At 40.8% G+C, this 22,790-nt stretch carries 24 protein-coding genes and 1 pseudogene; 9 read left to right on the forward strand and 16 right to left on the reverse strand.

All coding sequences use genetic code 11. The features are described from left to right. Positions 1 to 139 precede the first annotated feature (139 nt). The 3 genes from LLY41_RS17000 to LLY41_RS17010 all read right to left on the reverse strand — a co-directional run bounded on the left by LLY41_RS17000 (position 140) and on the right by LLY41_RS17010 (position 2,806). Complete coding sequence (locus tag LLY41_RS17000) at positions 140 to 859, reverse strand: YwiC-like family protein (protein ID WP_304585934.1); 720 nt, start codon at positions 857 to 859, stop codon at positions 140 to 142. A 157-nt stretch (positions 860 to 1,016) separates the two neighbouring features. Then, positions 1,017 to 1,553, reverse strand: coding sequence for a molybdopterin-guanine dinucleotide biosynthesis protein B (gene mobB, locus LLY41_RS17005; protein ID WP_304585935.1), 537 nt, complete (start codon positions 1,551 to 1,553; stop codon positions 1,017 to 1,019). Further along, positions 1,541 to 2,806, reverse strand: coding sequence for a molybdopterin molybdotransferase MoeA (locus tag LLY41_RS17010; protein WP_304585936.1), 1,266 nt, complete (start codon positions 2,804 to 2,806; stop codon positions 1,541 to 1,543). Before LLY41_RS17010 ends, mobB begins: the two co-directional genes overlap by 13 nt. Before the next feature lie 213 nt (positions 2,807 to 3,019). On the opposite strand from LLY41_RS17010, the gene ric reads away from it, so the two are divergent. After that, entirely contained in the window at positions 3,020 to 3,712 is a 693-nt protein-coding gene (gene ric / locus LLY41_RS17015; RefSeq protein WP_304585937.1) for an iron-sulfur cluster repair di-iron protein, read from the forward strand. A gap of 113 nt (positions 3,713 to 3,825) precedes the next feature. Here the strand turns inward: ric and moaA are convergent, their stop codons facing one another. Beyond that, entirely contained in the window at positions 3,826 to 4,842 is a 1,017-nt protein-coding gene (gene moaA, locus LLY41_RS17020) for a GTP 3',8-cyclase MoaA (RefSeq protein ID WP_304585938.1), read from the reverse strand. 285 nt (positions 4,843 to 5,127) lie between these two features. Here moaA and LLY41_RS17025 point away from each other — a divergent pair, with 285 nt between their 5' ends. Further along, entirely contained in the window at positions 5,128 to 5,829 is a 702-nt protein-coding gene (locus LLY41_RS17025; RefSeq protein WP_095243893.1) for a Crp/Fnr family transcriptional regulator, read from the forward strand. Positions 5,830 to 5,860: 31 nt separating this feature from the next. On the opposite strand, the gene LLY41_RS17030 is transcribed toward LLY41_RS17025, so the two are convergent. The 3 genes from LLY41_RS17030 to LLY41_RS17040 form a co-directional block, all read right to left on the reverse strand. Next, the gene (locus LLY41_RS17030; RefSeq protein ID WP_095243892.1) at positions 5,861 to 6,988 is read right to left on the reverse strand and encodes a TIGR04053 family radical SAM/SPASM domain-containing protein; all 1,128 of its coding nucleotides are present in this window, start codon (positions 6,986 to 6,988) and stop codon (positions 5,861 to 5,863) included. A 170-nt stretch (positions 6,989 to 7,158) separates the two neighbouring features. Further along, complete coding sequence (locus LLY41_RS17035) at positions 7,159 to 7,467, reverse strand: metal-sulfur cluster assembly factor (protein WP_304585939.1); 309 nt, start codon at positions 7,465 to 7,467, stop codon at positions 7,159 to 7,161. 70 nt (positions 7,468 to 7,537) lie between these two features. After that, positions 7,538 to 8,305 (reverse strand): alpha/beta fold hydrolase, encoded by a 768-nt coding sequence (locus LLY41_RS17040; protein WP_304585940.1) that lies wholly within the window; start codon positions 8,303 to 8,305, stop codon positions 7,538 to 7,540. Between the two features lie 279 nt (positions 8,306 to 8,584). Between LLY41_RS17040 and LLY41_RS17045 the strand changes: the two genes are divergently transcribed. The 3 genes from LLY41_RS17045 to LLY41_RS17055 all read left to right on the forward strand — a co-directional run bounded on the left by LLY41_RS17045 (position 8,585) and on the right by LLY41_RS17055 (position 9,862). Beyond that, positions 8,585 to 9,403, forward strand: a complete 819-nt coding sequence (locus LLY41_RS17045) for a Cof-type HAD-IIB family hydrolase (RefSeq protein ID WP_095243889.1) — start codon at positions 8,585 to 8,587, stop codon at positions 9,401 to 9,403. 118 nt (positions 9,404 to 9,521) lie between these two features. Then, complete coding sequence (locus LLY41_RS17050) at positions 9,522 to 9,674, forward strand: hypothetical protein (RefSeq protein ID WP_174750431.1); 153 nt, start codon at positions 9,522 to 9,524, stop codon at positions 9,672 to 9,674. A 2-nt stretch (positions 9,675 to 9,676) separates the two neighbouring features. Beyond that, on the forward strand, positions 9,677 to 9,862 hold the full coding sequence (locus LLY41_RS17055) for a DUF3813 domain-containing protein (RefSeq protein ID WP_304585941.1): 186 nt from the start codon (positions 9,677 to 9,679) through the stop codon (positions 9,860 to 9,862). 34 nt (positions 9,863 to 9,896) lie between these two features. On the opposite strand, the gene LLY41_RS17060 is transcribed toward LLY41_RS17055, so the two are convergent. Further along, positions 9,897 to 10,646, reverse strand: a complete 750-nt coding sequence (locus tag LLY41_RS17060; RefSeq protein WP_304585942.1) for a BsuPI-related putative proteinase inhibitor — start codon at positions 10,644 to 10,646, stop codon at positions 9,897 to 9,899. 19 nt (positions 10,647 to 10,665) lie between these two features. Further along, positions 10,666 to 11,495 (reverse strand): annotated as a pseudogene (locus LLY41_RS17065) (YitT family protein). A 125-nt stretch (positions 11,496 to 11,620) separates the two neighbouring features. On the opposite strand from LLY41_RS17065, the gene LLY41_RS17070 reads away from it, so the two are divergent. Then, positions 11,621 to 12,475: a DegV family protein gene (locus tag LLY41_RS17070; RefSeq protein WP_304585943.1), complete on the forward strand. Its 855-nt coding sequence runs from the start codon at positions 11,621 to 11,623 to the stop codon at positions 12,473 to 12,475. A gap of 109 nt (positions 12,476 to 12,584) precedes the next feature. Continuing rightward, on the forward strand, positions 12,585 to 12,716 hold the full coding sequence (locus LLY41_RS17075) for a DUF3941 domain-containing protein (RefSeq protein ID WP_009331260.1): 132 nt from the start codon (positions 12,585 to 12,587) through the stop codon (positions 12,714 to 12,716). A gap of 345 nt (positions 12,717 to 13,061) precedes the next feature. On the opposite strand, the gene LLY41_RS17080 is transcribed toward LLY41_RS17075, so the two are convergent. Then, positions 13,062 to 13,925: a CvfB family protein gene (locus tag LLY41_RS17080; protein ID WP_304585944.1), complete on the reverse strand. Its 864-nt coding sequence runs from the start codon at positions 13,923 to 13,925 to the stop codon at positions 13,062 to 13,064. 157 nt (positions 13,926 to 14,082) lie between these two features. On the opposite strand from LLY41_RS17080, the gene LLY41_RS17085 reads away from it, so the two are divergent. After that, complete coding sequence (locus LLY41_RS17085) at positions 14,083 to 14,574, forward strand: YajQ family cyclic di-GMP-binding protein (RefSeq protein WP_035327116.1); 492 nt, start codon at positions 14,083 to 14,085, stop codon at positions 14,572 to 14,574. A 58-nt stretch (positions 14,575 to 14,632) separates the two neighbouring features. Here LLY41_RS17085 and LLY41_RS17090 read toward each other — a convergent pair whose 3' ends face one another. Continuing rightward, the gene (locus LLY41_RS17090) at positions 14,633 to 15,136 is read right to left on the reverse strand and encodes a GNAT family N-acetyltransferase (protein WP_095243881.1); all 504 of its coding nucleotides are present in this window, start codon (positions 15,134 to 15,136) and stop codon (positions 14,633 to 14,635) included. A 118-nt stretch (positions 15,137 to 15,254) separates the two neighbouring features. On the opposite strand from LLY41_RS17090, the gene LLY41_RS17095 reads away from it, so the two are divergent. Continuing rightward, the gene (locus tag LLY41_RS17095; RefSeq protein ID WP_095243880.1) at positions 15,255 to 16,124 is read left to right on the forward strand and encodes an SDR family oxidoreductase; all 870 of its coding nucleotides are present in this window, start codon (positions 15,255 to 15,257) and stop codon (positions 16,122 to 16,124) included. Positions 16,125 to 16,162: 38 nt separating this feature from the next. Here the strand turns inward: LLY41_RS17095 and LLY41_RS17100 are convergent, their stop codons facing one another. The 5 genes from LLY41_RS17100 to LLY41_RS17120 form a co-directional block, all read right to left on the reverse strand. Beyond that, positions 16,163 to 17,209 carry a LacI family DNA-binding transcriptional regulator gene (locus tag LLY41_RS17100; protein ID WP_304585945.1) on the reverse strand — a complete coding sequence of 349 codons (1,047 nt, stop codon included), beginning with the start codon at positions 17,207 to 17,209 and terminating at the stop codon, positions 16,163 to 16,165. 113 nt (positions 17,210 to 17,322) lie between these two features. Continuing rightward, on the reverse strand, positions 17,323 to 18,807 hold the full coding sequence (locus LLY41_RS17105; protein ID WP_370460350.1) for an alpha-amylase family glycosyl hydrolase: 1,485 nt from the start codon (positions 18,805 to 18,807) through the stop codon (positions 17,323 to 17,325). Positions 18,808 to 18,949: 142 nt separating this feature from the next. Then, positions 18,950 to 19,792, reverse strand: a complete 843-nt coding sequence (locus LLY41_RS17110) for a sugar ABC transporter permease (RefSeq protein WP_095243877.1) — start codon at positions 19,790 to 19,792, stop codon at positions 18,950 to 18,952. 2 nt (positions 19,793 to 19,794) lie between these two features. Further along, positions 19,795 to 21,078 (reverse strand): carbohydrate ABC transporter permease, encoded by a 1,284-nt coding sequence (locus LLY41_RS17115; RefSeq protein ID WP_095243876.1) that lies wholly within the window; start codon positions 21,076 to 21,078, stop codon positions 19,795 to 19,797. Between the two features lie 263 nt (positions 21,079 to 21,341). After that, on the reverse strand, positions 21,342 to 22,634 hold the full coding sequence (locus LLY41_RS17120; protein ID WP_095243875.1) for an extracellular solute-binding protein: 1,293 nt from the start codon (positions 22,632 to 22,634) through the stop codon (positions 21,342 to 21,344). Between the last annotated feature and the right edge of the window lie 156 nt (positions 22,635 to 22,790).

The raw sequence follows: 22,790 nt of genomic DNA on the forward strand, positions 1-22,790 counted from the left end.
ATTTATGAATTTATGTTTCTCTTATTATAGAAACTGGATTGAAAAATTGCAACCTATTTTACTGAAGTTTTTAAGATTTCTAATATTAATTTTCAGCATTTCTTGATAAATTGAAAAAACCGGCCTCTTCAGGCCGGTTCTAAGTGTGTATTGCAAATAATAACATTAAGAAGAATATGGAGGCATTAGCAATTTCATAAACGCCAATTTTTTTAGGTGTAAATGACTTCCCATAAAATGCAATGGACCTGAAAAGGCTTGGAAGAAACGCAGCAGATACAATCCATCCGCCCGCCAGCAGCCAAAGTATCGGTACCGCAGTATGAAAGATCCACGAAACCCATTTAAAAGAACCATTTTTCTTTTCCCTGATCATTGATTTTACATAGAAGGTGCTTCCTGCAAAAAATAATATAGATGCTGCAAACACTGTCCAGGCCATCGGTGAAATTTCCCCATGCGGCAAGTAGCTGCTCGCAAGGCCTGCTATTGAAAATGCACAAATGGCACTAAAGTCGTTGCCCAATGCTCTATCTCTGTTTTTGGAAGAATAGAGCGCATTAATAATAAAAAAAGGAACCAAAAGAAGTCCGAAAATGATAATCGATGGCCTTTCCAGTAAAGGAACTAAAAGGAGTAAAATAGCCGGGACCAGATAAATAGCTGTCCATTTAGAATATAAAGCCATCCTTTTTCTTTTAAATAGCAGAAGGCCCGGATAAGTGGCCAGATATAGTAATATCCATCCTAAAAAAAACGGGATATGAGACCAAATAATATCAGATGCAGCTGCTCCGAGCCAAAATGGCAGAATCAGCATTGCCCAGGCACCATGCTGTTTTGGCATAAATAACTTCATCTATAATACCTCCCCGCTGCTTTCTGCCTATAATATATAATCTTCCCGGTAAATATAAAGTGAAGATTATCACTGATACACGCAACGCCACAAAACGTTCAAATTTGAAGATATTAAAAACAGCCCACAATAAAATTGGACTGTTCTGCTTTAATCTTTATTTCATTCTTTCGCTCGCTAAATACTCAACGATCCACTCAGGCCCTTTGGGGTCACCAATGCTGAAAAACGGCGCTTCAAAATTTAGATCGTTTGGTTTTATTACGTTATCATCCCAGCTGATCACTGCACATATATTTGTCAATTCCTTCAAAAGATGCATATCTTCATTACTTCTTAGCAAGAGAACCTTAGAATATGATGCCTTTTTATGACCCTCAATAAGCACGACGTCCGGCTGCAGCTGCAGCACAATCCTTACCTGCTCCTCCAGGCTCCAGCTATTCTTTTCAGCATGCAATAGCAGTCTGCCTCCCCCTTCTACAAGTGAAGCTTCAGCTCCTGATTCAATATGGCTTGTGGAATCCTTGCCTTCTGGAGTTTCAGGTTTGCCGCCATGACCATGGTGTTTAATGGTAATGACAGAAAGCCCATTCTCTTTTAATCCGGAAATTAATTTATTTATCAACGTTGTTTTTCCGCTGTTTTGATAGCCGGATACCTGAAGGATAACAGGTTCCTTTACCATGGCCATTCGCTTCCTTCATGGTCCTCAAGCAATAGCACTTCAACGGTGTCCCCCTTGCCATATCCTCTGGTTCCACCTGGCAGAATCATTAGCGAATTCGCACCGGCTAGACTCATCACAATGTTTGATTTATCCACTCCGCTTGGTGCTGCCACCAGTCGTCCTGACGAATAACTTACAGACGTCCTGACAAATCGTGTAAATGGGTTTGCTTTTGGAAATTCTGCCACCAGTTCAGCAGTTTCTTTCCTTAAATGCGGTTTCTCAGCGAACAGCATTTTTCGGATGACTGGTCTGGTAAAAAGTTCAAACCCGACATAGCAGGCAGAAGGATTTCCCGAAAGTCCAAACAGAAGCTTTCCCTCATGCTGAGCAACAGTCGTCACACTGCCTGGCCTCATGGCCACTTTATTGAAAAGCACCTCAGCCTCAAGCTTTTCATAAATGCCCGGCAGATAATCAAAATCGCCCACAGATACACCGCCTGTTGTGATCAGCATATCTACATTGTTCAATGCTTCCTTCACAGCATTAAAACATGTATCAAATTCGTCAGGAAGCTTTCCATAATAAATAACTTCCGCGCCGGCCCGTTCAATTTGCGCGGTAATCATATGAGCATTGCTGTTTCTGATTTTTCCCGGCTCCAGCGGTTCATGGACTTCCAATAGTTCAGTTCCTGTTGCAAATAATCCAATAACAGGCTTTTTGGCAACAGGCACTTCTGCATAACCAAAGGTTGCGAGAATGGCCTGAATTCCGGGATTGATCTTTGTCCCCTTTTTAACTAAAGAATCTCCTTTTTTTGCATCTTCTCCTTTAAAGGAAACATTGTCTCCTGGTTTATAGGATCGCTTTATGGACATATAATTCTTACCGTCTTCTTCATATGCTTTTGCCAGTTCAAGCATTACAACAGCATCACATTCCTGAGGCATTTGCGCACCCGTCATGATTCTAACAGCCTGGAATGGACCAATGTTTTTAGAAGTCACATGCCCCGCCCCAATGTGGTCCACCACCTCAAATATGACGGGATTTTCCATTGAAGCTTCCCTGGTATCCGCAGAACGGACAGCAAAACCGTCATATGGTGATCGATCAAAATGAGGGACATCATGTGTCGCTTTTAAATCTTCCGCCAGAAAACGGCCGCTGCTTTCATTAATAGATACGTATTCTGCACTTCCGTTTAATTGATATGCCATGATTTTTTTTACGGCTTCAGCAACAGGAATGGGAGTCCTTTTTTCCAGCATAATATCAGCTCCTATGTGCTTTTCTAATTCAATTATTATAAACGTACATGAAAATTCATAACATGACAATCATCACACTTTCTGTATTCATCTGTGCAGGGTTTTACCCAAAAAACTTTATAAAAATCCTGCAAGTGTGATGCACGTCACCAAGTTGAAGTGGATAATAGTTTATTCTTTAGATAGTTCACAAGATAGAAGGAGGAAAATTCAATGACTATACAAATTACAGAAGATCGTCTAGTAAAAGATATCGTAAATGAATTTCCAAAGACAAGTGATGTTTTTAAACGTCATCGCATTGATTTTTGCTGCGGAGGAAATATTCCGCTTGCGCGTGCTGTTTCAGAGCAGTCAGCGGATATGGACGTCCTGATTAGCGAACTAAATGAAGTAATTCAAAAGGAAAACCAAACTGATGATTTAGAGGTCTGGACAGATAGTACATCTGAAGACATTATTGAACATGTCATTAATCGATATCATCGTCCTCTTGAAGAAGAACTATCACTCCTTAGCCCTTATGTTACAAAGGTATCAAGAGTTCATGGAGAAAGCCATGAGGAGCTTCTTAAAGTCCATCAATTGTTCTTTGAATTGAAGCACGAGCTTCTTGAACATACATCCAAAGAGGAAGAATCAGTTTTTCCACTTCTGCTGAAGCTTGAAGACCCAAAAGTTGAAAATCGCGAAGAAATCATCAGCTATATCCGGGAACTTGAGAAGGAGCATGATCATGCAGGTTCAATCTTAAAGGAATTGAGGGAAATTACAGCTGATTTTACCCCTCCAGCTGATGCATGCGGCTCTTACCGTCTTGTATATAAGCGGCTTGAAGATTTGGAAAGCCAAACTTTCATGCATGTTCATCTGGAAAATAACATTCTTTTCCCTCGATATATTTAAATACTCATTTTCTGCAGCCAATATCGGCTGCAGATTTTTTGTGCATTCAAATGGCAAAAATAAAAAGCCTGCCCGCCATGTCGATTTCTCATGACACAGCAGAGCATGCTTTTTCATCCTCCAATATAGGACATTTCAATCTTTTTCCTGTTTGCAGCGGTTTCTTCTGTCCGCTCGTCTGAGTACCGGTCTTTTCTGCCATTCCAAATCCTAATAATCCGATCGGTAATTTCTTCGTCAGTAGCACCTTTTCTCATAAATTCCTTTAAATCGTGCCCTTCACCATTAAATAGGCATGTGAAAATTTGGCCGTTTGCTGACAATCTTGAACGAGTGCAGCTAGAACAGAAGGATTCAGAAACAGATGTAATAAACCCAACATCCACATCGGTGCCTTTATAGCGGTACCGCTTGGCCACCTCTCCGAAATAATCCGGATCTACCGGCTCTAATAAATAGTGTTCCTTTAAGATCTCATAAATCTCTTTTTTAGTTACTACCTCATCCATTTTCCAGCCGTTCGTGCTGCCGACATCCATGTATTCAATAAAGCGCAGCTGTAGGCCGTTATCTTTACAGAACTTAGCCATAGGGACAATTTCAGAATCATTCAGGCCTTTTTTGACGACCATATTGATCTTCACCCCAAGTCCTGCTTCTTTTGCTGCTTCAATCCCTTTAATGACTGGTTTGACACCTACATTGCGTCCGTTGATTTGTCCGAAAAGCTCATCATCCAGACTGTCAAGACTGATGTTAACCCTCAGCAGTCCTGCTTCCTTTAAGTCCTTGGCATGTTTGGGAAGCAATACACCGTTGGTGGTTAGTCCAATATCTTTTAATCCCTCAATGTCTGAAAGCATTTTAACAAGTTTAGGCATGTCCCTTCTCATAAGGGGCTCTCCGCCTGTTAACCTGATCTTCTCCACTCCAAGACTTACGAAAATTTTAGCCAGCCTTTCAATTTCCTCATAGCTGAGCAGCTCGCTTTTTGGTAGAAAAGCAAAATCAGGACCGAAGATTTCTGCCGGCATGCAATATTGGCAGCGGAAATTACAGCGGTCAATGACAGATATGCGCAGGTCTCTTAAAGGTCTATTCAATTTATCTTTAATAATTGTTTTAGCCATTTCGTTCAACTCCATTTAAAGAGTGACTTTATTAAGCTTTCTATACAGATGTATATTTTAGCCTTTCCCTTAAAATAACAGAAATAACCCAGTATCTCAAATTAAGGGCTTTTATTATTAGAACATACAATCGCTGCAATGTTAATAGGGAAATGCTGTTTATTAGTTAAGACTAACCATTTCTATAGAAAATGCCACAATAAAGACACAAAAGCCGGCAATGTTTTCACTATACAAATGATATTATTGTGAGAAAAGACAGCTGTTTTATGAAGGAGGATTACCATGGCTCATTCAGCCATTAAACAGACACATTCCATTGAGATTAAAGAGCTTCTTCATTTCGCTGACCGGCATATGAAAACACTGAAAGGGGCTTATATCTTTCAGGAAGGCATGGATGCTGATGAGCTATATATCATCCTTTCCGGCAAGATACAAATCAGCAAGATAACAGCAGATGGCAGGGAACTCACCTTCAGGTTATGCGGGGAAAATGAAATCATTGGTGAGCTGACCTTATTTACCAGTGACCCCAAATATTTATTGAATGCTTTAGTTCTTGAAGCTGGTGAGGTAGCTGTGATAAAAAAAGATGTCCTGGAAAAGGAGATTTTCAAAAATAGTACTCTGGCCTATGAATTTATGAAATGGATGAGCGACCATTTCCGCAATACACAGACCAAATTCAGAGACCTTGTGCTTAATGGAAAAAAAGGTGCCCTGTATTCCACTCTTATCAGAATGACTAACAGCTATGGCGTAAAGTTGGATGGCGGCATACTCATTGATCTGCCACTTACGAATCAGGAACTCGGAAATTTCTGCGGCACCTCCAGAGAGAGCACCAATCGGATACTGGGCGAGCTGAAGAAGGATGACATTATTTCAATAATGAATGGAAGAATTACAGTTAAAGATCTTCAGTATTTAAAAAATGAAATAGGCTGTGAAAATTGCCCTGCCGTTTACTGCAGCATTGAATAGGAGTGCAGTCATAATGCACTCCTTCATTCCTTTACGCTTTTGCTGCTTTTTTTCTAAGTGCCTTAGGAATATATACACAAAACGGCTCACTTTCCATATAATCCCCTGTCATGGCAAATGCACGTGATCTCGATCCTCCGCAAACATAACGAAATTCGCATTGGCCGCATTTCCCTTTGTATTTATCAGGATTTCTGAGATCTTTAAAGATGGGTGATTCCCTGTATATTTCGGCGAGCGGCTGTTCCCTAACATTCCCTGCTTTAACAGGCAAAAGTCCGCTCGGATAAACGTCCCCAATGTGCGAAATGAAAACAAAGCCATTTCCGTCATTGACTCCTTTAGGCGCCCTGCCTAAACCATCTATGGAACCCGTCAGCCCTTGCTGTGTAAGAGCATCGAGATATTGAATATCCTCATTTTGACCCTTTGCTTCATTCATTTTTTGCTGAATGACCACTCGCCGGTAATGCTGGGCAGCTGTTGTCTTAATATCGAAGGTAACCTTTTTGCTTAAGTTATACAGCCATGTAAAAACCTTCTCATGCTCAACCGGTGAGATCATATCCTTCTCCTGCCCTCTCCCTGTTGGAACAAGGAAGAACACACTCCAAAGAACACATTTGAGTTCATTTACAACCTTGGCCATCTCCTCAAGGTAATCGATATTATAACGCGAGATAACTGTATTTATCTGAACTGGAATTTCAAGCTCGTGCAGATATTTTATCCTTTCAATCGTTAAATCAAAGGAACCGGAAGTCCCCCTAAAGTGGTCGTGAATTTCTGCATTTGGCCCATCAAGGCTGAAGGCCCATCGAGCTAAGCCGACCTGTTTGGCTTTTTCAATAGCTTCCTTAGTTACATTTGGTGTCGCACTGGGCGTCATGGAAACACGAACACCCTTTTTCACGGCATATTCGGCTATATCGAATACATCCTGCCTCATTAATGGATCTCCACCCGTAAACACAAGCATAGGGTTATTCATTTCCCTGATTTGGTCAATCAGGGCCTTCCCTTCTTCAAAGGAAAGTTCTCTCGGATCTCTCCTGTACTGTGCTTCGGCACGGCAATGCAGACATTTTAGCTGGCATGCCCTTGTTAATTCCCATATCACAATAAAAGGGTCTTTATTAAAGTCTCTAGCAAATCCCATTAGAGATGCCTCCTTGATGGCCTCACTCCCGGCCATTTCTCAACGTAAAGCAAACTATATTGTGTCTTTCCATTGTCATTATAGGGTAATCGGCATGTTAAATAAGTGAACTACCTCACAAGGGCACAAAAAAACAGCAGGAAATACTCCTGCTGTTTTAAGCTTAAATTTTATCGTACGCCAAGTGCAATTTTTGCATAGCGGGACATTTTGTCCTTGGACCAAGGCGGGTTCCAGACAATATTCACTTCAGAGTCTTTTACTTCAGGGATATCTGCCAGCGCTGACTTTACTTGTTCAACAATTGTGCCTGCCATAGGACAGCCCATGGAAGTAAGAGTCATATCAACTATAGCTTTCCCTTCCTCTTCCATTTTCACATCATATACCAAGCCCAAGTTAACAATGTCTATCCCCAGCTCAGGGTCTACTACAAGCTCCAGTGCACCCATAATGCTGTCTTTTAAATCCTGATCCATTCTGCAGCACTCCTTCATTATTTACTATCTTTATCTTAACAAAAATTTAAATGAATTGAAAAAAAACAGGTTATAAATGTTCCTCAAACCATTTAACTGTTTCAAGAAGCCCCTCCCTGCTGACTTTATGCCCCGCCTGTTCATCTGATATAAACAGGAGGTTTTCAGGTGAGTCTCTGTACATGGGCTGGATGGTCTCATAAAATTGGTATGTATAGGAATAAGGAACAACCGGGTCCTTTTTGCCATGCCAGAACATGAGCGGCCTTCCGGCAAGCTTTTCTGGCTGAAGGCTCAGATCCCGCTCCCTAAGAATTCTCAAGAGATCTGCTAGTTCTTCATTTGTGAGCGGAACCTTAATATTATTTTTCTTCAGTTCATCGAGCTGAAGCTGAGCAAACTTTTCATAATATGGAATACCCATAAGGCTAACTGCAGTTTTGACCCATTCATACTGTGTCAGGGCGCCCAAAGTGACTATTCCCCCCATTGAGGTGCCCACAAGTCCTATTCTTCCCTGATCAATCAGGTTCCAATCCTCATAGACATTCCTGATTATGTTCAATTCCGCAATGGTATTCAGAACAATATCCCAAAGCTTGAAGTTTAAATCGCTGCCTGATAAGCCCTCGGATCTTTCCCCATGATATAGGGTGTCCGGCAGTACTACCCTAAACCCTTTTTCTGCAAGGAGATAGGCATAATGCAGATTAAGTTCTTTGGCACTCGTAAAACCATGAACAAAAATGATAAAAGGCAGGGGTTCCCCCTTTATTTCCTGCCTGGCAAGTTCAAGAACAGGAATTTCTCTGATAAGCTTATGTTCAATTACAACCACAATTTTTCCTCCTAAACCTGTTGTACCAAGATGAATTTTTTTACAAAATTATAATAATATTGATAACATATATGTATAAAATGATTTTGTAAAAGCTTAAGCTCTTGTCTTATGTAAATTCTTTCTATATTTTCAGTTTAACATGTGGACTTTTCTTTTCCAAAACCTTTACACTTAGAACAAAAGCGGGGCATACTTCACTATAAGCAATGCGCTGCAGTCTGCTGGCTGCAATTACATTATTATTATAAAAGTGCTGAGCGCTTAGAAGGAGATCTTATGGCAGAAAAACATTTAATTGCATTGGACCTTGATGGCACATTATTAAAAGATGACAAAACCATCTCGGCTAAAACTAAAATGATTATTCAAAAGGCACGCGAACAAGGGCATGAAGTAATGATTGCCACTGGAAGGCCATTTCGCTCGAGTGAAATTTACTATCGTGAAATGGGTTTGACTACGCCGATTGTCAATTTCAATGGTGCATATATACATCATCCTAAAGACCATAATTGGGGTGTTTACCACACACCACTGCAAATGAACGTGGCAAAGGAAATTGTCGAAGCCGTTAATAGCTATACTATTCATAATATCGTGGCAGAAGTTATTGATGATGTTTATTTGCACTACCATGATGAGAAGCTTCTCGACATCTTTGGTTTTGGCGATCCGAATATTACGACGGGAGATTTGCGCAGTTACTTAAAAGAAAATCCGACAAGCATGCTGATCCATACTGATGAGGAACATGTAAAATCCATCAGAAATCATCTTTCCGAGGTCCATGCCGAAGTAATTGACCACCGCAGATGGGCGGCTCCCTGGCATGTCATTGAAATCGTGAAAACAGGACTGAATAAAGCTGTTGGCCTCAAAAAAGCAGCTGATTACTTCCAAATACCACCCGAGCGGATCATTGCTTTTGGCGATGAGGACAATGATCTTGAAATGCTTGAATTTGCAGGCTACGGGATTGCCATGGGCAATGCGATCGACCAGGTGAAAAATATTGCCAAAGAGGTCACATTAACCAATGAGGAAGATGGAATCGGCCTTTACCTAAATGACTTATTAAATCTTAAAGCTCTTTAAGCTGCTGACCATGAAGAAATAATTTGAAACCATCCCCTTTTTAAATCCTTTCTTTGGAGCATACTAAAGATGAAGCAGCCCAATTGCGGCTTCAAACTTTTTCATGGAGGGGATTCGAATGGGTAAACGTAATAAATCAAAACGCTTCGTTCAACAGGGTGCTGATACTGTTAGTAAGCATGATGAGCGTATCCCGTACCACATGACCTATGCTGAGGCGGAAGCCCAAAAACTAGCTAATGTGAAAGAATCATCCCTCGGAGGAATATAGCGATGGGTAACAGATTATTTCAGGAAGCCAGAAAATATGTGGAAATAGCCAAAAATTCTGCAGGCGAAGAAACTGTTTCCCGAGCGAAAAATGCTTTAAGTTCTGCATTTGCCAACTCCACTGCAGCTGAACAGGCACAGCTCCGGGAGATGCAGCAGGAGCTTGAACAATATACGCAGTATCGCTAAAAAGAGCTGGCGGCCTCAATGGCTGCCAGCTCTTTTACCTCCTTTCCAGGATAACAGGAAAGGAATTTATTATATCTCCGTTTACATCTTTTTCATATAAATGCAAAAGCACTGTTCCGTTTTCAGGGATGTTCACAGAAGGAATGCTTATTTTTATCCTATAGCTCTTCCAATCATTTGATGAAGCCACTATGGACTTTTCAGACTGCAGCTCATTATGGCCATCTTCAACTGTATACCATAGCTTTCCGCTTTTTGGGCGAGCTTTAAATAATATGATATATTCGCCGTTCCCGCCTGTAACCTTTGCCTGGCTAAAGGAAGGATTTTGGCCCGGGATATAAACAGATGCTTGAGATTCAGGTTTTGTCTCCAACTTTTCCCCATTTAAGTTTGATGCCAGCAGCCGGGCTTTTACTAGGTACTCTCCCTCCTGAACTCTTTTCCCTTTATGCCTGTAATCCCACTGCTCTTCCCATACCTTGATATCATCCGGGTTAATGGTAATGTTTTGGATAGCCTGTAAAAATACTTTTCCTTCTGAGGAGGAATATACCTTTTCGCCTTTTTGAGTGAAAATCTCCACTTCATAAAAATGAGAGGATCCAAACTCAAAGCTCAGCGGATAATTGGCCTTATTCCTCAGAAGCAGATCGATCTTTAGTGTTTCTTGTCCTGCTTGAGGCATTACATTAAAGTCAAAAGGCATTTCCTTTACAGAAGCTTCAAAACTTTGCATAGGCATAGTAAAGAAAATTACAGCAGCAGCCAAAAGCCGAAGCATCCTTCATCCCTCCATTCATTTAATCCCTGCGGAAGAAACCATATACACCAGTTGTTTGAACAATATTTGTAAAAGCATTCGGATCCACTTCTTTTATGATTCTTTCAAGGTCAAATAACTCATAGCGTGTGATGACAATCATCATCATTTCCTTATTTTCATTTGTAAAAGCTCCCTTTGCAGGAAAAGTTGTTATTCCCTGACAAGATGGTCATGGATCGCTTTTTTCATTTCTTCGGATTTTTTCGTGATGATCAGAGCTGTAAGTTTTTCATGTCTGGTGTGGATGGCATCAATAACCCTTGTAGAAGCATAAAGGGTTACAAGAGTGTATAGAGCTTTTTCCCAGCCATATAAAAAACCGGCTGTTATAATAATAATGGCATTAAGAGTGAAAAAATATGTACCGACAGGCTTGTCTTTCATTCGGGACAAGACCATCGCAATTATATCCATTCCTCCTGTGGAAGCCCCCCATTTAAGTGTAATCCCTACACCTACAGCTGCTATGACACCTCCAAAAACGGCATTAAGCAGGATATCTTTTGATACGTGGATTACAGGTATCACTTCAAGGAAGAAAGACATCAGGAAGACGCTTAAAAAACTATAAATCGTAAACGAACGGCCAACTTTTTTCCAGGCCAATATGGTAACAGGAATATTTAGAATGAACAGCAATATACCTGTTGATCCGAAATCACCCAGAATGCTTGAAAGAAGCTGTGCCACTCCTGTAAAACCGCTTGCATATACATTAGCGGGTATGAGAAAAAAATTCATCGCGATTGCATTCAATATCGCGCCAATCAACACAATAAATACTTTCTTAGTTTCTAGCCAAACCATATTTTACCCCCTGAATTTTTATAGTTTCTTTACCCTAATAAGGTGCATTTTCAACACAATTCATTGTTTTTTCTCCTTGATTTCTATAAACTTAATTCATATAGTTTGAAAGCAGGTGAAAGAAAATGTCAGTAAAAATTCTAGCTGACAGTGCGTGTGATTTGCCGCTAAGCTTTTACAAAGAACATGGCGTCACACTTTTTCCATTACAGGTTCAACTGAATGATGGAGAATATGAAGATTTAGTCACCATAGAACCTAAGGATGTTTACAGTGCTATACGTGAAGGCCAGATGCCTAAAACATCTCAGGTGTCCCCTCTTCTTTTTGAGGAAACGTTCAAAAAAATGGCAGAAAACAATGAAGACGGCATATATATTGCTTTTTCCTCCGAACTTTCGGGTACATACCAGACCGCTGTCATGATTCTGGAGCAAGTAAAAGAGAACTACCCCGATTTCCAATTAACCATCATCGATTCCAAGGCTGCTTCATTGGGATATGGATTAATTGTGAAGGCAGCTGCAGCTGCAGCGCAATCAGGCGCATCCAAAGAAGACATCCGGAAAGTAATCGAATTTCGCTGCCGAAACCTCGAGAGCTTATTTACGGTAAATGATCTTGAATATCTCGCAAAAGGCGGGCGTGTTTCGAAAGCTTCGGCATTTCTGGGCGGACTTTTGAATATTAAACCTCTTTTAACAGTAGAAGATGGCAAACTTGTGCCGATCGAGAAACTGCGCGGCAAGAAAAAGCTGCTTCGCCGCATTATTGAGCTTATGAAACAAAATGGGACTTCCTTTGAGATGCAGACTGTCGGCATCAGCCATGCTGATGATGAAGACACAGCTCTTGAAATGCAAAAGCTGATACTGGACGAGCTTAATGCCAAAGAAGTGTATATTACATCCATTGGTTCAGCAATTGGGGCTCATACTGGCCCAGGGTCTTTAGCGATATTCTTCTCTAAGCAAATTTAAACCAAAAGTACAGGATACATACTCCATTTCATTCTGACAGACAATATGACTGTACTTCAGTTATATTCCTGAAGGCTAAACCCATCAGTATGAAAGGAGTATTTTTATTATGCCGCATACTTCCGATAATGATAAGAAAGCGAAAGACAATAATGCGCTTCTCCACGAAAAAAATATGATGCGCGAGAAAAACCGCAAAGCCGGGAAAAACCAATATTCGAAAAAAACAGATCACCTTTAATAATAAAACGGGCAAGCATTGGCTTGTCCGTTTTATTATTTGGCTCTTTTTTCAATGATTGTTGTTTTTGGTTTATGAATTCTACCCGTTGATTTCCGCTGCAGGCACGCAGCGAACCCGCGGGGAGGAATGCGAGCCTCCTCGGCTTCGCCTGCGGGGTCTCACACTTCCCTCACCTCCCGCAGGACATTGAATAAGCTTCCTCGAATGAACACCGCACGAAGGAAATGCGTCAGCATTTTCGAGGATCAAGTGCCCTCCGCTCCAATCAACTCAGCAAATTAAACTAAGCGATAAACAAAGCCACAAACTTTACGGTAACAGCCTATTATTTTTTGCAGTTGATTAGTCTTTCTTAATATATGTCCAGCCCTCTTCCTGATAAATCCTGCCTTCCTTCATAAGCCGGCCCAAAGCCCTTTTAAAGGAAGCTTTGCTTAACTGAAAACGCTCCTGGATATCTTCCGGGGCACTTTTATCGCCATATGGCATCGCACCGCTTCGGCTTTCAAGATATGAGATGATTTTTTCGGAATCATCGTCAAGTGCTTCATGCTTTCTTGGAATAAGAGAAACATTCACTGTCCCATCTTCTTTCACATCAACTATGCGGCCTTCCACTTTTTCTCCAAGACGGGGCTCTCTTTTTCGCTGGGATTCATGGATAAAGCCTTTAAAGCCCTCATCTGTATAAATCCAGCTTCCAACCTTTGCGGTTCTATAAATATGTCCGTGAATATTCTTATTAAAGTCACTTTTGGTTGCTTTATTTGAAATATCAGTAATGACAGGATCAGTAGCCATTTTCACATAAATTCGGTTATTCTTATTTACCCGGAGTGTAATGTATAATCTATCTCCTTCAATCGGCCACACAGCTTCGTGGACAGGAAGATCCTCCTCCCCAAGGAGCATGTCCTTCTGAATGCCAATATTGATAAATACACCGATGCCGGGTTTTACATCGCTTACATGCGCCCATCCATATGTACCAGCCTGAACCTCTGGAATGACAGTTGTTGCTGCGATTCTTCCCTGTGAGTCCATATAAAGGAAAGCGTCAACCTCCTGCCCTTCTTCGAACTTTTCATCCGTCTCATTCTGATGAAGAAGAACATCCTCCTCTCCATCCGTTAAAAAATAGCCAAATGCCGCTTCCCTTGAAACGATCAGCTTAACAGCACGGCCCAAATTCTCTTCTATAGCCATCTTTTTTCCTCCTTCTCAGCAATAAACAGCAAATATTCATTATATTAAATCTTTCCCTAAAAAGATCACATAACTCCTAAAGTTGTTTGAACTGCTATATTTTACTATAATAAGGACTAGAAGTGAAACTTAAATTGTTATCGCCAAGGAGGCTGTCATGTCTAAAGAAAGCTCATTTGATATTGTATCCAAAGTCGACTTTTCTGAAGTAACCAATGCCATTAATATTGCCATGAAGGAAATTTCCACCCGCTATGACTTTAAAGGCAGCAAAAGTGATATAAAGCTGGATAAAGAGGAGCTTGTGCTTCTATCTGATGATGAATTTAAGCTTGACCAGCTTAAGGATGTTTTATTAGGCAAGTTAATCAAACGGGGCATTCCTGTAAAAAATCTTGATTACAGCAAGATTGAGGGAGCATCAGGCGGAACGGTCCGCCAAAGAGCAAAGCTTGTCCAGGGCATTGATAAAGAAAATGCAAAGAAGATTAATACCCTGATTAAAAACAGCGGATTGAAAGTGAAGAGCCAGGTTCAGGATGATCAGGTACGTGTAACCGGCAAAAACCGCGATGACCTGCAGAAGATTATTGCTGCTGTTAAAGAGGCAGATTTGACAGTTGATGTTCAATTCGTTAACTATCGCTAAAAAAGCAAACGGAAAACTCCGTTTGCTTTTTTGTTTAGTTTATCCATTCATGCTACAGCTATTTAACAAATTTATACATCATTAGTTCATCTGCATAGGTCCCGTCTTTTCTTTTTATATGTCTGACTTTACGGCCTTCCTCCTGAAATCCGAATTGCCTGTACAGGTGGATAGCCCTCTGATTATACGCAAAAACCTCAAGGCATATTTTTTCCAGGCCAGGTTCTTCTTCCGCCCATTTCAGGAATTGTTTCATCATTTTTCTTCCCAGCCCCTGGTTGCAATGCTTCTCCTGTATGGTGATGCCGAAATAACCCAGATGGTTCACTTTTTTGCTTTTTGAACGCCGAAAGTTCAGCATTCCAACCACTTCGTTGTCAACTTCCGCTACTAAAGTAAGATCCCCAGATCTAATACTCCGTTCAATCCACGCTTCTTCTTCTTCAATTGATAAATTAAACTCATCCGCCTCGGTCATTAAAAAATCTGTTTCTCCAAAAGCCTTCCGGCAATGAGAGAGAATGGCTTCCGCATCACTTTTGGCAGCTGATCGAATGTGCAATTCATATTCCCCACTCTTTTTAAATCCATTATATAAGAGCGATGCAAATAATTTCCATGTTTTTTTATCATAATAAAATGGAATTAAAAGAGTATTAATGATTTGGAGGGATTTAGTAATGTCTAATACTCAAAACAATCCACAGGAATTTCCGCCTCAGCATCAGGACCATCAGCCCGGGACAGAGGCGCCAATGCAGCCTGAGCCCCAAACGGTTGATCCAAATTATAAAGGGTCTGATAAGTTAAAAGGAAAAGTTGTATTAATAACAGGCGGAGACAGCGGCATCGGTAAATCAGCCGCCATTTATTTTGCCAAAGAGGGAGCCAGTGTCGCGATTGTCTACCTGGAAGAACATGAAGACGCAGAAAAGACTAAAGAGGCCATCCAGGCTGAGGGACAGGAATGCCTGCTGATCTCCGGTGATATCGGAAGCGAAACATTCTGTAAGGATGCAGTCAGCAAAACACTTGATAAATTTGGTCAAATCGATGTACTGGTGAATAATGCAGCCGAGCAGCATCCTCAAAAAAGCCTGCTTGATATCACTGCTGAACAGCTTGAAAAAACATTCCGAACCAACATCTTTTCATTTTTCCATCTGACAAAGGCAGTACTGCCACACCTGAAAAAAGGAAGCTCCATCATCAATACTGCATCAATAACCGCTTATGAAGGAAACGAACAGCTAATCGACTACTCTTCTACAAAAGGTGCGATAGTCTCCTTCACACGCTCATTGGCCAAATCGCTGGCTGGACAGGGAATTCGCGTAAATGGAGTGGCTCCGGGACCTATTTGGACACCGCTTATTCCATCTACATTCACAGCCGATAAGGTATCAAAATTCGGATCAAATACCCCAATAGGCAGAGCAGGACAGCCTTATGAATTGGCTCCTGCCTACGTCTATCTTGCCAGTGATGATTCTTCTTATGTGAGCGGCCAGATGATCCATGTCAACGGCGGAACAATTGTTAATGGGTAAGCAAAATGAAAGGGAAGCCTGCCGCAGGCTTCCCTATTTTATGATACTATCTCTGGATCTTCAGTTAGCGGACTGCTGCATGAACAGCGTTTTACAATTTTATGTGGAATAATAATCCGCTTTACAGGCTCCCTGGGATTTTCAATTCTGTATATGAGGCTTCTGGCAGATTCAAATCCCAAATCGAAAATGTTGATATCGACAGAAGTCAGCGGCGGTCTGGACATTTCAGCTAACAGTACGTTATTAAAGCTGATGATTGACATATCTTCCGGAACTTTAATTCCCAATTCATCCAATGTATTCAGGACGCCTAATGCCATTAAGTCGTCGGCAACCACAAGGGCGGTTGGAGGTTTATTAAGGGAGATGAGGCCTCTGACAGCCTCCTGGCCTCCTTCTTTTAAGAACTCCTCATGAACAATATATTCATTTACAAGTTCAATGCCAGCGTCCCTTAAAGCTTTTTCATAGCCAAGCAGGCGTTCAACTGTAACGGTTAAATTCAAATTCCCTCCGACAAATGCGATTTGCTTATGGCAGAGCTTTATCAAGTATTCCGTTACTTCTTTGGCAGCGCGGAAATTATTATTATCCACGTAAGTGACTTCTTCTTCATCTGTAAAAGGCTTGCCTATAACCACAAACGGGAAATCTCTTTCCTTTAAAAAGGCGAGGACTTTATCCTCCACTTTTGAATAAAGCAAAATTACTCCATCTACCCGGCCGCCCTGTACCATCTGGATCACGCCTTCATAGATTTCATCATCCGTTTTTCCGGTTGTCATATGGAGGGCATAATGCCTTTCATGTGCACCCTCACTCAGACCTCTAAGGACAGTTGGAAAGAATGGGTTCTGAAATACAACATCTGTGGAGCTTGGCATTATCAGTCCAATTGCGCGGGTTGACTGACTTGCAAGACTGCGGGCAATAAAATTCGGATGGTAGCCTAATTGTTTCATGGCCTCTCTGACTTTTTGCTTGGTTTTCTCGCTGATGCGAGGATTGTTGGCAATAACCCTTGAAACAGTAGAAGGCGCAACTTTTGCCATCTTTGCTACATCTTTAATTGTGACTGCCAATAGAATCACCCTCTCCTTGAGGTCTCTGTTATTATTATTATAATCAAGCAGGTTTGATTTCTCTCCATTTTCAAACAGTAAACAGGATTAGGAAGAAGGGGAGGCAATTAAAATTATTCGGTTTTCTTCTTTTTTGATCGCTTCCATAAAAGATATAGAAAAATCATAAAAGCTGAATAAACTGCTGCAAGGGCTCCAATCAGCGGAATATTCAATCCTGATTTTTCTTCCAGAACGTATACTTCAGCTTCTTCCCGATCAATAATTAACTCATAATTATCGTCTTTGCTGCGGATGAGATCATCAGAAATCATGCCGCGCAGCTCTCTTCCTTCTTCCAGTTGAGAGGAATCAAGTACCGCTTTCTGTGTTTTTGATGAATTATTGATCGCAATCACTGTTGTTTCATCTTCGTAAGTCCGTTTATAAACGGCAAAACCGTCCTTTTCCTCCAGCAGTTCCATATCGCCCCTGGTTAAGGATGGAAGCAATTGCCTAACTTCTCCAAGTTTTGCGATATAATCTATCAATTCTTTGTCTGTACGGAAATCCATTTGCCTTCGGTTGTCAGGATCCTCACCGCCATCCATAGCTATTTCACTTCCATAATAAACAATCGGAATCCCAGGTGAGGTATACATGTATGTTAATGCAAGTTTCCATCTTGGACCCGGATGATGATTTTTTGTGATAGCATCACGGGTGAACCTGACTGTATCGTGATTATCCATGAAGCTTCCCATTAGATAGGGGTTTTCAAAAAAAGCTTTATTTCGGTCCCAGTTTGTAAAAAGCCAGTTTAACGGTTTATCAGGTTCTGCAAAGGCTGTTCTCAGATGATCATTTAAAGGATAATCGACAAAACCGTCAATTCCCGTTTTTTCATATTGGGCAATATATTTGGGATCATCCGACCATACTTCCCCAAGCAAATAAAAGTCTTCTTTGACTGATTTGACATGATTGGAGAAGTCGGTCCAGAAAGATTTTGGAACATGCTTAACGGTATCAAGGCGATAACCGTCAATATCCGTTTCTTCAATCCACCACTTAGCTGCATCCATTAAATAGTTTTTCACATCAGGGTTTTCCTGGTTTAAATCAGGGAGCCCATATATCCAGCCATTTTCAATTTCAGTCTGATTCGACCAGTTCGAGATATCCTTTTTTTCATGGAACCAATCTTTTTTTCCAGGGTCATTAACCCACTCGTGATTGTAGCCTACATGGTTCACTACGAAGTCCAATATCACTTTCATATCTCTTTTGTGGGCTTCCTTGACTAACTCTTTGAACTCATCCATTGTGCCAAAGTGTTCTTCCGTATTATAAAAATCTTTTATCCAGTAACCGTGATAGCCCTTCTCTTCATTATCAAAAACCGGAGTCAGCCAAATTGCTGTAAACCCCATATCCTTAATATAATCAAGGCGTTCTGTAATTCCCTTAAAATCTCCGCCATGATAAGCTTTTGGATCCTGAACATCAACTTTATAATCATTGTTGGGATCTCCATTGTTAAACCGGTCTACCATTAAAAAATAAATTGATTCATCTTGCCATTTACGCTCTTCTTTTTCAGCTGCTCCTGCCGGCAGGGCATAAAAAGAAGAAACGGGATTAAGATGAAGGTTATGATTCCTTTTTTCATCGCCGCTCCTCCTTCATTTTTCAAGCCGCTGCGAAACTGCAATCAAGTTCGCAGCCTGCAGCGGCAAGTAAAGTTTCAGCCCTTTAAGATTAGCCTTTTGTTCCCCCTGCCGTCAAACCTGATACAAAGTATTTTTGGAACATAAGGAAAAGTGCAGCAATCGGAATTGCTATTAAGACCGAGCCGGCTGCAAACTTTGTAAATTCATTTCCGAATTGCTTGGCTACCATTTCATACAATCCTACTGCCATTGTGAACTTTTCATCTGTTCTTAATAGAATTCTGGCAAGGATGAAATCGCCAAAAGGTGCAATGAATGAAAATAGCGCAACTACTGCAATAATTGGTTTTGCAAGAGGCATAACAATTTGCCAGAATACACGCAGATGGCTTGCACCATCCATTTTCGCAGATTCATCAAGCTCTTTCGGAATCGTGTCGAGATAGCCTTTCATCAGCCATGTATTCATTGGGATCTGACCGCCGACATAAACCAGGATCAATCCAAGATGTGTATCAATTAAACCAGTTCTTGTCGCTAATACAAAAATGGCGATCAGTGCTGCAAAGTTAGGTATCATTTGCAGGATCAGGAAGGTTAATAAACCATTTTTCCTTCCGATGAAGCGGTAGCGTGAAAACGAATAGGCAGTCAAGGATACTGTAATAACCGTAAGTATCATTGTCAGCGTACTTATTTTCAATGAATTCCAGTACCATTTAACATAATTGGACTTCTCTAAATCGAATAGATATTTGTAATGTGCCAAGGTTGGATTTTCAGGAAACATGGTTGAACCAGACAAACTCTGGCCCGGATTTAATGATGAGCCAACTACCCACAAAAGCGGATAAATGACAATAAAGCTCATTAAGGCAATGATTAAATATGAAAGTGTCAGCCGGATCATTTTATTTTTCTTCATGCTCATATCTACATCAAATCCTCTTCTTGGAATGATTTTGTTCTTCTAAACTGCCATAATGCTACAGTGATGACGATAAGTGACAGAATCATAGTAACTGCAGCCGCTTTGCCATATTGGGCAGAAGTCATAGTCAGCTTATAAATCCAGGATATAAGAATATCCGAACCCCCGGCATTTTGACCTGGAAGAGCCGGTCCGCCGCCATTGAACAAGAAGATAACATTAAAGTTATTGAAGTTGAACGTATACTGAGTAATGATAATTGGTGCAGTGGCAAACAGAACCAACGGCAGAGTAATCTTTGTGAATTTCTGCAGGATCGTTGCACCATCAACTGTTGCAGCTTCATAAAGCTCATCCGGAATAGACTGCAGCACACCGGTTGTCATGGCAAAAATGAACGGGAATCCAAGCCAGGACTGGATGAAAATTAAAGCTAAACGTGTCCAATTTTCCTCAGTCATCCATGGAACGGCACCGATGCCAATTGCATCCAGGATCGTATTATTAACCACACCGAAAGTCTCATTGAACATGCCGGAGAAAATCAGGATTGATATAAATGACGGCACAGCCCATGGAAGAATGAAGACTGTTCGGATTAATGCTTTCCCTTTAAGATCCTTTTGGTTTACGAGAATTGCCAGGAAAATACCCAAGGCTACCTGCAAGGTGGTAGCAACGAAAGTCCAGACGATTGTCCAGCCCAGTACTCCAAAGAACGTTTTTCTCCACAAATCAAGTTTGAAGATATCGATAAAGTTCTGAATGCCTACCCAATCTACCAGCTTTGCAGGCGGAGAATGATATAAATCATAGTTAGTAAATGCAAGAAGAGCTACGAATAAGATGGGAAATATAACAACGAAAACCAAGAGAAAAAAACCTGGTGAGATCATTAAGTATGGGAAACCATTATCAAGTAGATTGTGGTACTGCTCTCTGACACTGTTTAATGCCAATCCCAAATCACGTTTTTTCCCGTTATTATAAGCATCATATATATTGAAGGCATAAATAATCAGCCCCAATGCTGTAACGATCAATGCAATAATTCCGTCGATCAGAAGAAAGATCGAATGGTCCAGAACTGGAATTTCCCCTAATGTGAAAAGTCCCCAGAATCCCCAATTCAGTGTGTCAAAGAATGCTGCAAAGAACGAAATGGTAAGAATTAAAAATATGGCACCTTTAAGGAACTGTTTATTATAAAACTGTCCAAATCCAGGCAGGATGGATAATAGAGCAGCGTTTCTTCCATGGTTGGATGTCATTTTTTTTGCGTCCATATGGCTATTGCCTCCCCTTTCTTATAGGAGAAAGTATTTTTCTATTATTATAATTCATTTATAAGAATATTAGCGATTGTTTTTGTGCAAACGGTTGCTCTTAAGAGGAACATGAAAGCGGCTTTCTGCCGCTTCTGCTTAAAGGTTCGAAAGTATTCATTTGAAGCAGAAGTCTGTCTGCTCAGGCACCTTGCTTTTTTTATCATTACATAAAAGTATGGGCAATACCTCCTCGGAGGTACCGCCCTTTTGTCTGTCAAGCTTTACTTGGCAGGGTGATTTGTTTCAATATTTGTTTTGATCGTTTTAACTGCATCATCAAGCGCTGCTTTTGGCTCCGCTTTACCTGTTGCAATTGTTTGAAGTGCAGAGGCCATTGGTCCCCAAACTTCAGCCATTTCAGGAATATTTGGCATTGGAACCGCGTATTGAGACTGCTCAGCAACAGCTTTTGCAGCTTCATTGTCTGCGATTACCGGATCTTCAATAAGAGATTTTACAGGAGGGATTTCCTGAGTTGTCTCAAAACGGATTTTTGCGTTTTCTTCATTTGTAATATGTTCAACTAACTTGGTTGCCCAATAAGGGTTTTTAGTGAATGCAGTTACATTCCATCCCTTAACACCCATGAATGTTTTAACATGCTCACCGTTTGGAAGCTTAGGCATTACAGATACACCAACATCGATCCCTGCATCCTTCATTCCTTGAAGTGCCCATGGACCATTCATTACAGAAACAGCTTTTCCTTCATTGAATAGGCCATCCATTGCAGCTCCTCCGCTTTCCCCGATAATTCCTTTAGGGAATAAGCCTTCGCTGTACCATTTTTGAATAAATTCAGCACCTTCAACAGCGCCTTCGTTATTCAAACCAACATCTTCACGGTCTAATGCTCCGTCATTTTCATTGAAAACATATCCGCCCATGCCAGCGATAGGGCCGTGAGCGAAATAGAAGTTATCGAATAAAGCCAGGAATCCATACTGTCCGCCAGTTGTTAATTCTTTAGCTTGAGTATAAAGCTCATCCATTGTTTCAGGAGCTTTATCCATTAATGCTTTATTATAGATGAAAACTGGTGTTTCAGTTGCTTTTGGAAGACCATATAGTTTTCCGTCATACATTTGAGCACTGATGGATGATTCTGTGAAAGTATCAAGAACGCTGTCATCAACTTTGATTTCCTGAAGAAGACCTTCTGTTACAACCTGGCCAATTTGGTCATGAGGAAGTGTAACAACGTCAGGTGCATTTCCTGCAGGTCCATCAAGTCTTAATTGGTCACGGATTTTATCAGCCATGCCTAATTCTTTGAATTCAACTTTAATTCCATATTCTTTTTCAAAAGACTCAATGGCAGGCTTTAATGCTACGCCTTTATCTGTGTCTTCCCAAACTACTAATTTTTCCGGTTTCGGCTCTTCAGCCTGGTTTTCACCTGTGCCGTTATCTTTATCTGTTTTTTCCGGCTGTGCCTCACGCTGAGGACCGCAAGCTGCCAGCATTCCTATTACCAATACCAGCATCATAAAGAAAGATAGTGACTTTTTCATGATATTGCCCCCTTAAATAGATCTGTTGCTTAATGTAAATAGTACAACCGTTTGCACAAATTTGTAAACGCTTTAGTCTATTTCTAAAAACAGCGTTCACTTAAACTATAATTCAATGAAACCGCTTAATGAAAACGATTGCACAATTTCTAATTT

Source organism: Cytobacillus firmus (genome assembly GCF_023612095.1).
Taxonomy (GTDB): domain Bacteria; phylum Bacillota; class Bacilli; order Bacillales; family Cytobacillaceae; genus Cytobacillus.

Coding starts and splice junctions, on each gene's coding strand:
- LLY41_RS17000 (WP_304585934.1), bottom strand. CDS start 859: ATGAAGTTATTTATGCCAAAACAGCATGGTGCCTGGGCAATGCTGATT.
- mobB (WP_304585935.1), bottom strand. CDS start 1,553: ATGGCCATGGTAAAGGAACCTGTTATCCTTCAGGTATCCGGCTATCAA.
- LLY41_RS17010 (WP_304585936.1), bottom strand. CDS start 2,806: ATGCTGGAAAAAAGGACTCCCATTCCTGTTGCTGAAGCCGTAAAAAAA.
- ric (WP_304585937.1), top strand. CDS start 3,020: ATGACTATACAAATTACAGAAGATCGTCTAGTAAAAGATATCGTAAAT.
- moaA (WP_304585938.1), bottom strand. CDS start 4,842: ATGGCTAAAACAATTATTAAAGATAAATTGAATAGACCTTTAAGAGAC.
- LLY41_RS17025 (WP_095243893.1), top strand. CDS start 5,128: ATGGCTCATTCAGCCATTAAACAGACACATTCCATTGAGATTAAAGAG.
- LLY41_RS17030 (WP_095243892.1), bottom strand. CDS start 6,988: ATGGGATTTGCTAGAGACTTTAATAAAGACCCTTTTATTGTGATATGG.
- LLY41_RS17035 (WP_304585939.1), bottom strand. CDS start 7,467: ATGGATCAGGATTTAAAAGACAGCATTATGGGTGCACTGGAGCTTGTA.
- LLY41_RS17045 (WP_095243889.1), top strand. CDS start 8,585: ATGGCAGAAAAACATTTAATTGCATTGGACCTTGATGGCACATTATTA.
- LLY41_RS17050 (WP_174750431.1), top strand. CDS start 9,522: ATGGGTAAACGTAATAAATCAAAACGCTTCGTTCAACAGGGTGCTGAT.
- LLY41_RS17055 (WP_304585941.1), top strand. CDS start 9,677: ATGGGTAACAGATTATTTCAGGAAGCCAGAAAATATGTGGAAATAGCC.
- LLY41_RS17060 (WP_304585942.1), bottom strand. CDS start 10,646: ATGCTTCGGCTTTTGGCTGCTGCTGTAATTTTCTTTACTATGCCTATG.
- LLY41_RS17070 (WP_304585943.1), top strand. CDS start 11,621: ATGTCAGTAAAAATTCTAGCTGACAGTGCGTGTGATTTGCCGCTAAGC.
- LLY41_RS17075 (WP_009331260.1), top strand. CDS start 12,585: ATGCCGCATACTTCCGATAATGATAAGAAAGCGAAAGACAATAATGCG.
- LLY41_RS17080 (WP_304585944.1), bottom strand. CDS start 13,925: ATGGCTATAGAAGAGAATTTGGGCCGTGCTGTTAAGCTGATCGTTTCA.
- LLY41_RS17085 (WP_035327116.1), top strand. CDS start 14,083: ATGTCTAAAGAAAGCTCATTTGATATTGTATCCAAAGTCGACTTTTCT.
- LLY41_RS17095 (WP_095243880.1), top strand. CDS start 15,255: ATGTCTAATACTCAAAACAATCCACAGGAATTTCCGCCTCAGCATCAG.
- LLY41_RS17110 (WP_095243877.1), bottom strand. CDS start 19,792: ATGAGCATGAAGAAAAATAAAATGATCCGGCTGACACTTTCATATTTA.
- LLY41_RS17115 (WP_095243876.1), bottom strand. CDS start 21,078: ATGGACGCAAAAAAAATGACATCCAACCATGGAAGAAACGCTGCTCTA.
- LLY41_RS17120 (WP_095243875.1), bottom strand. CDS start 22,634: ATGAAAAAGTCACTATCTTTCTTTATGATGCTGGTATTGGTAATAGGA.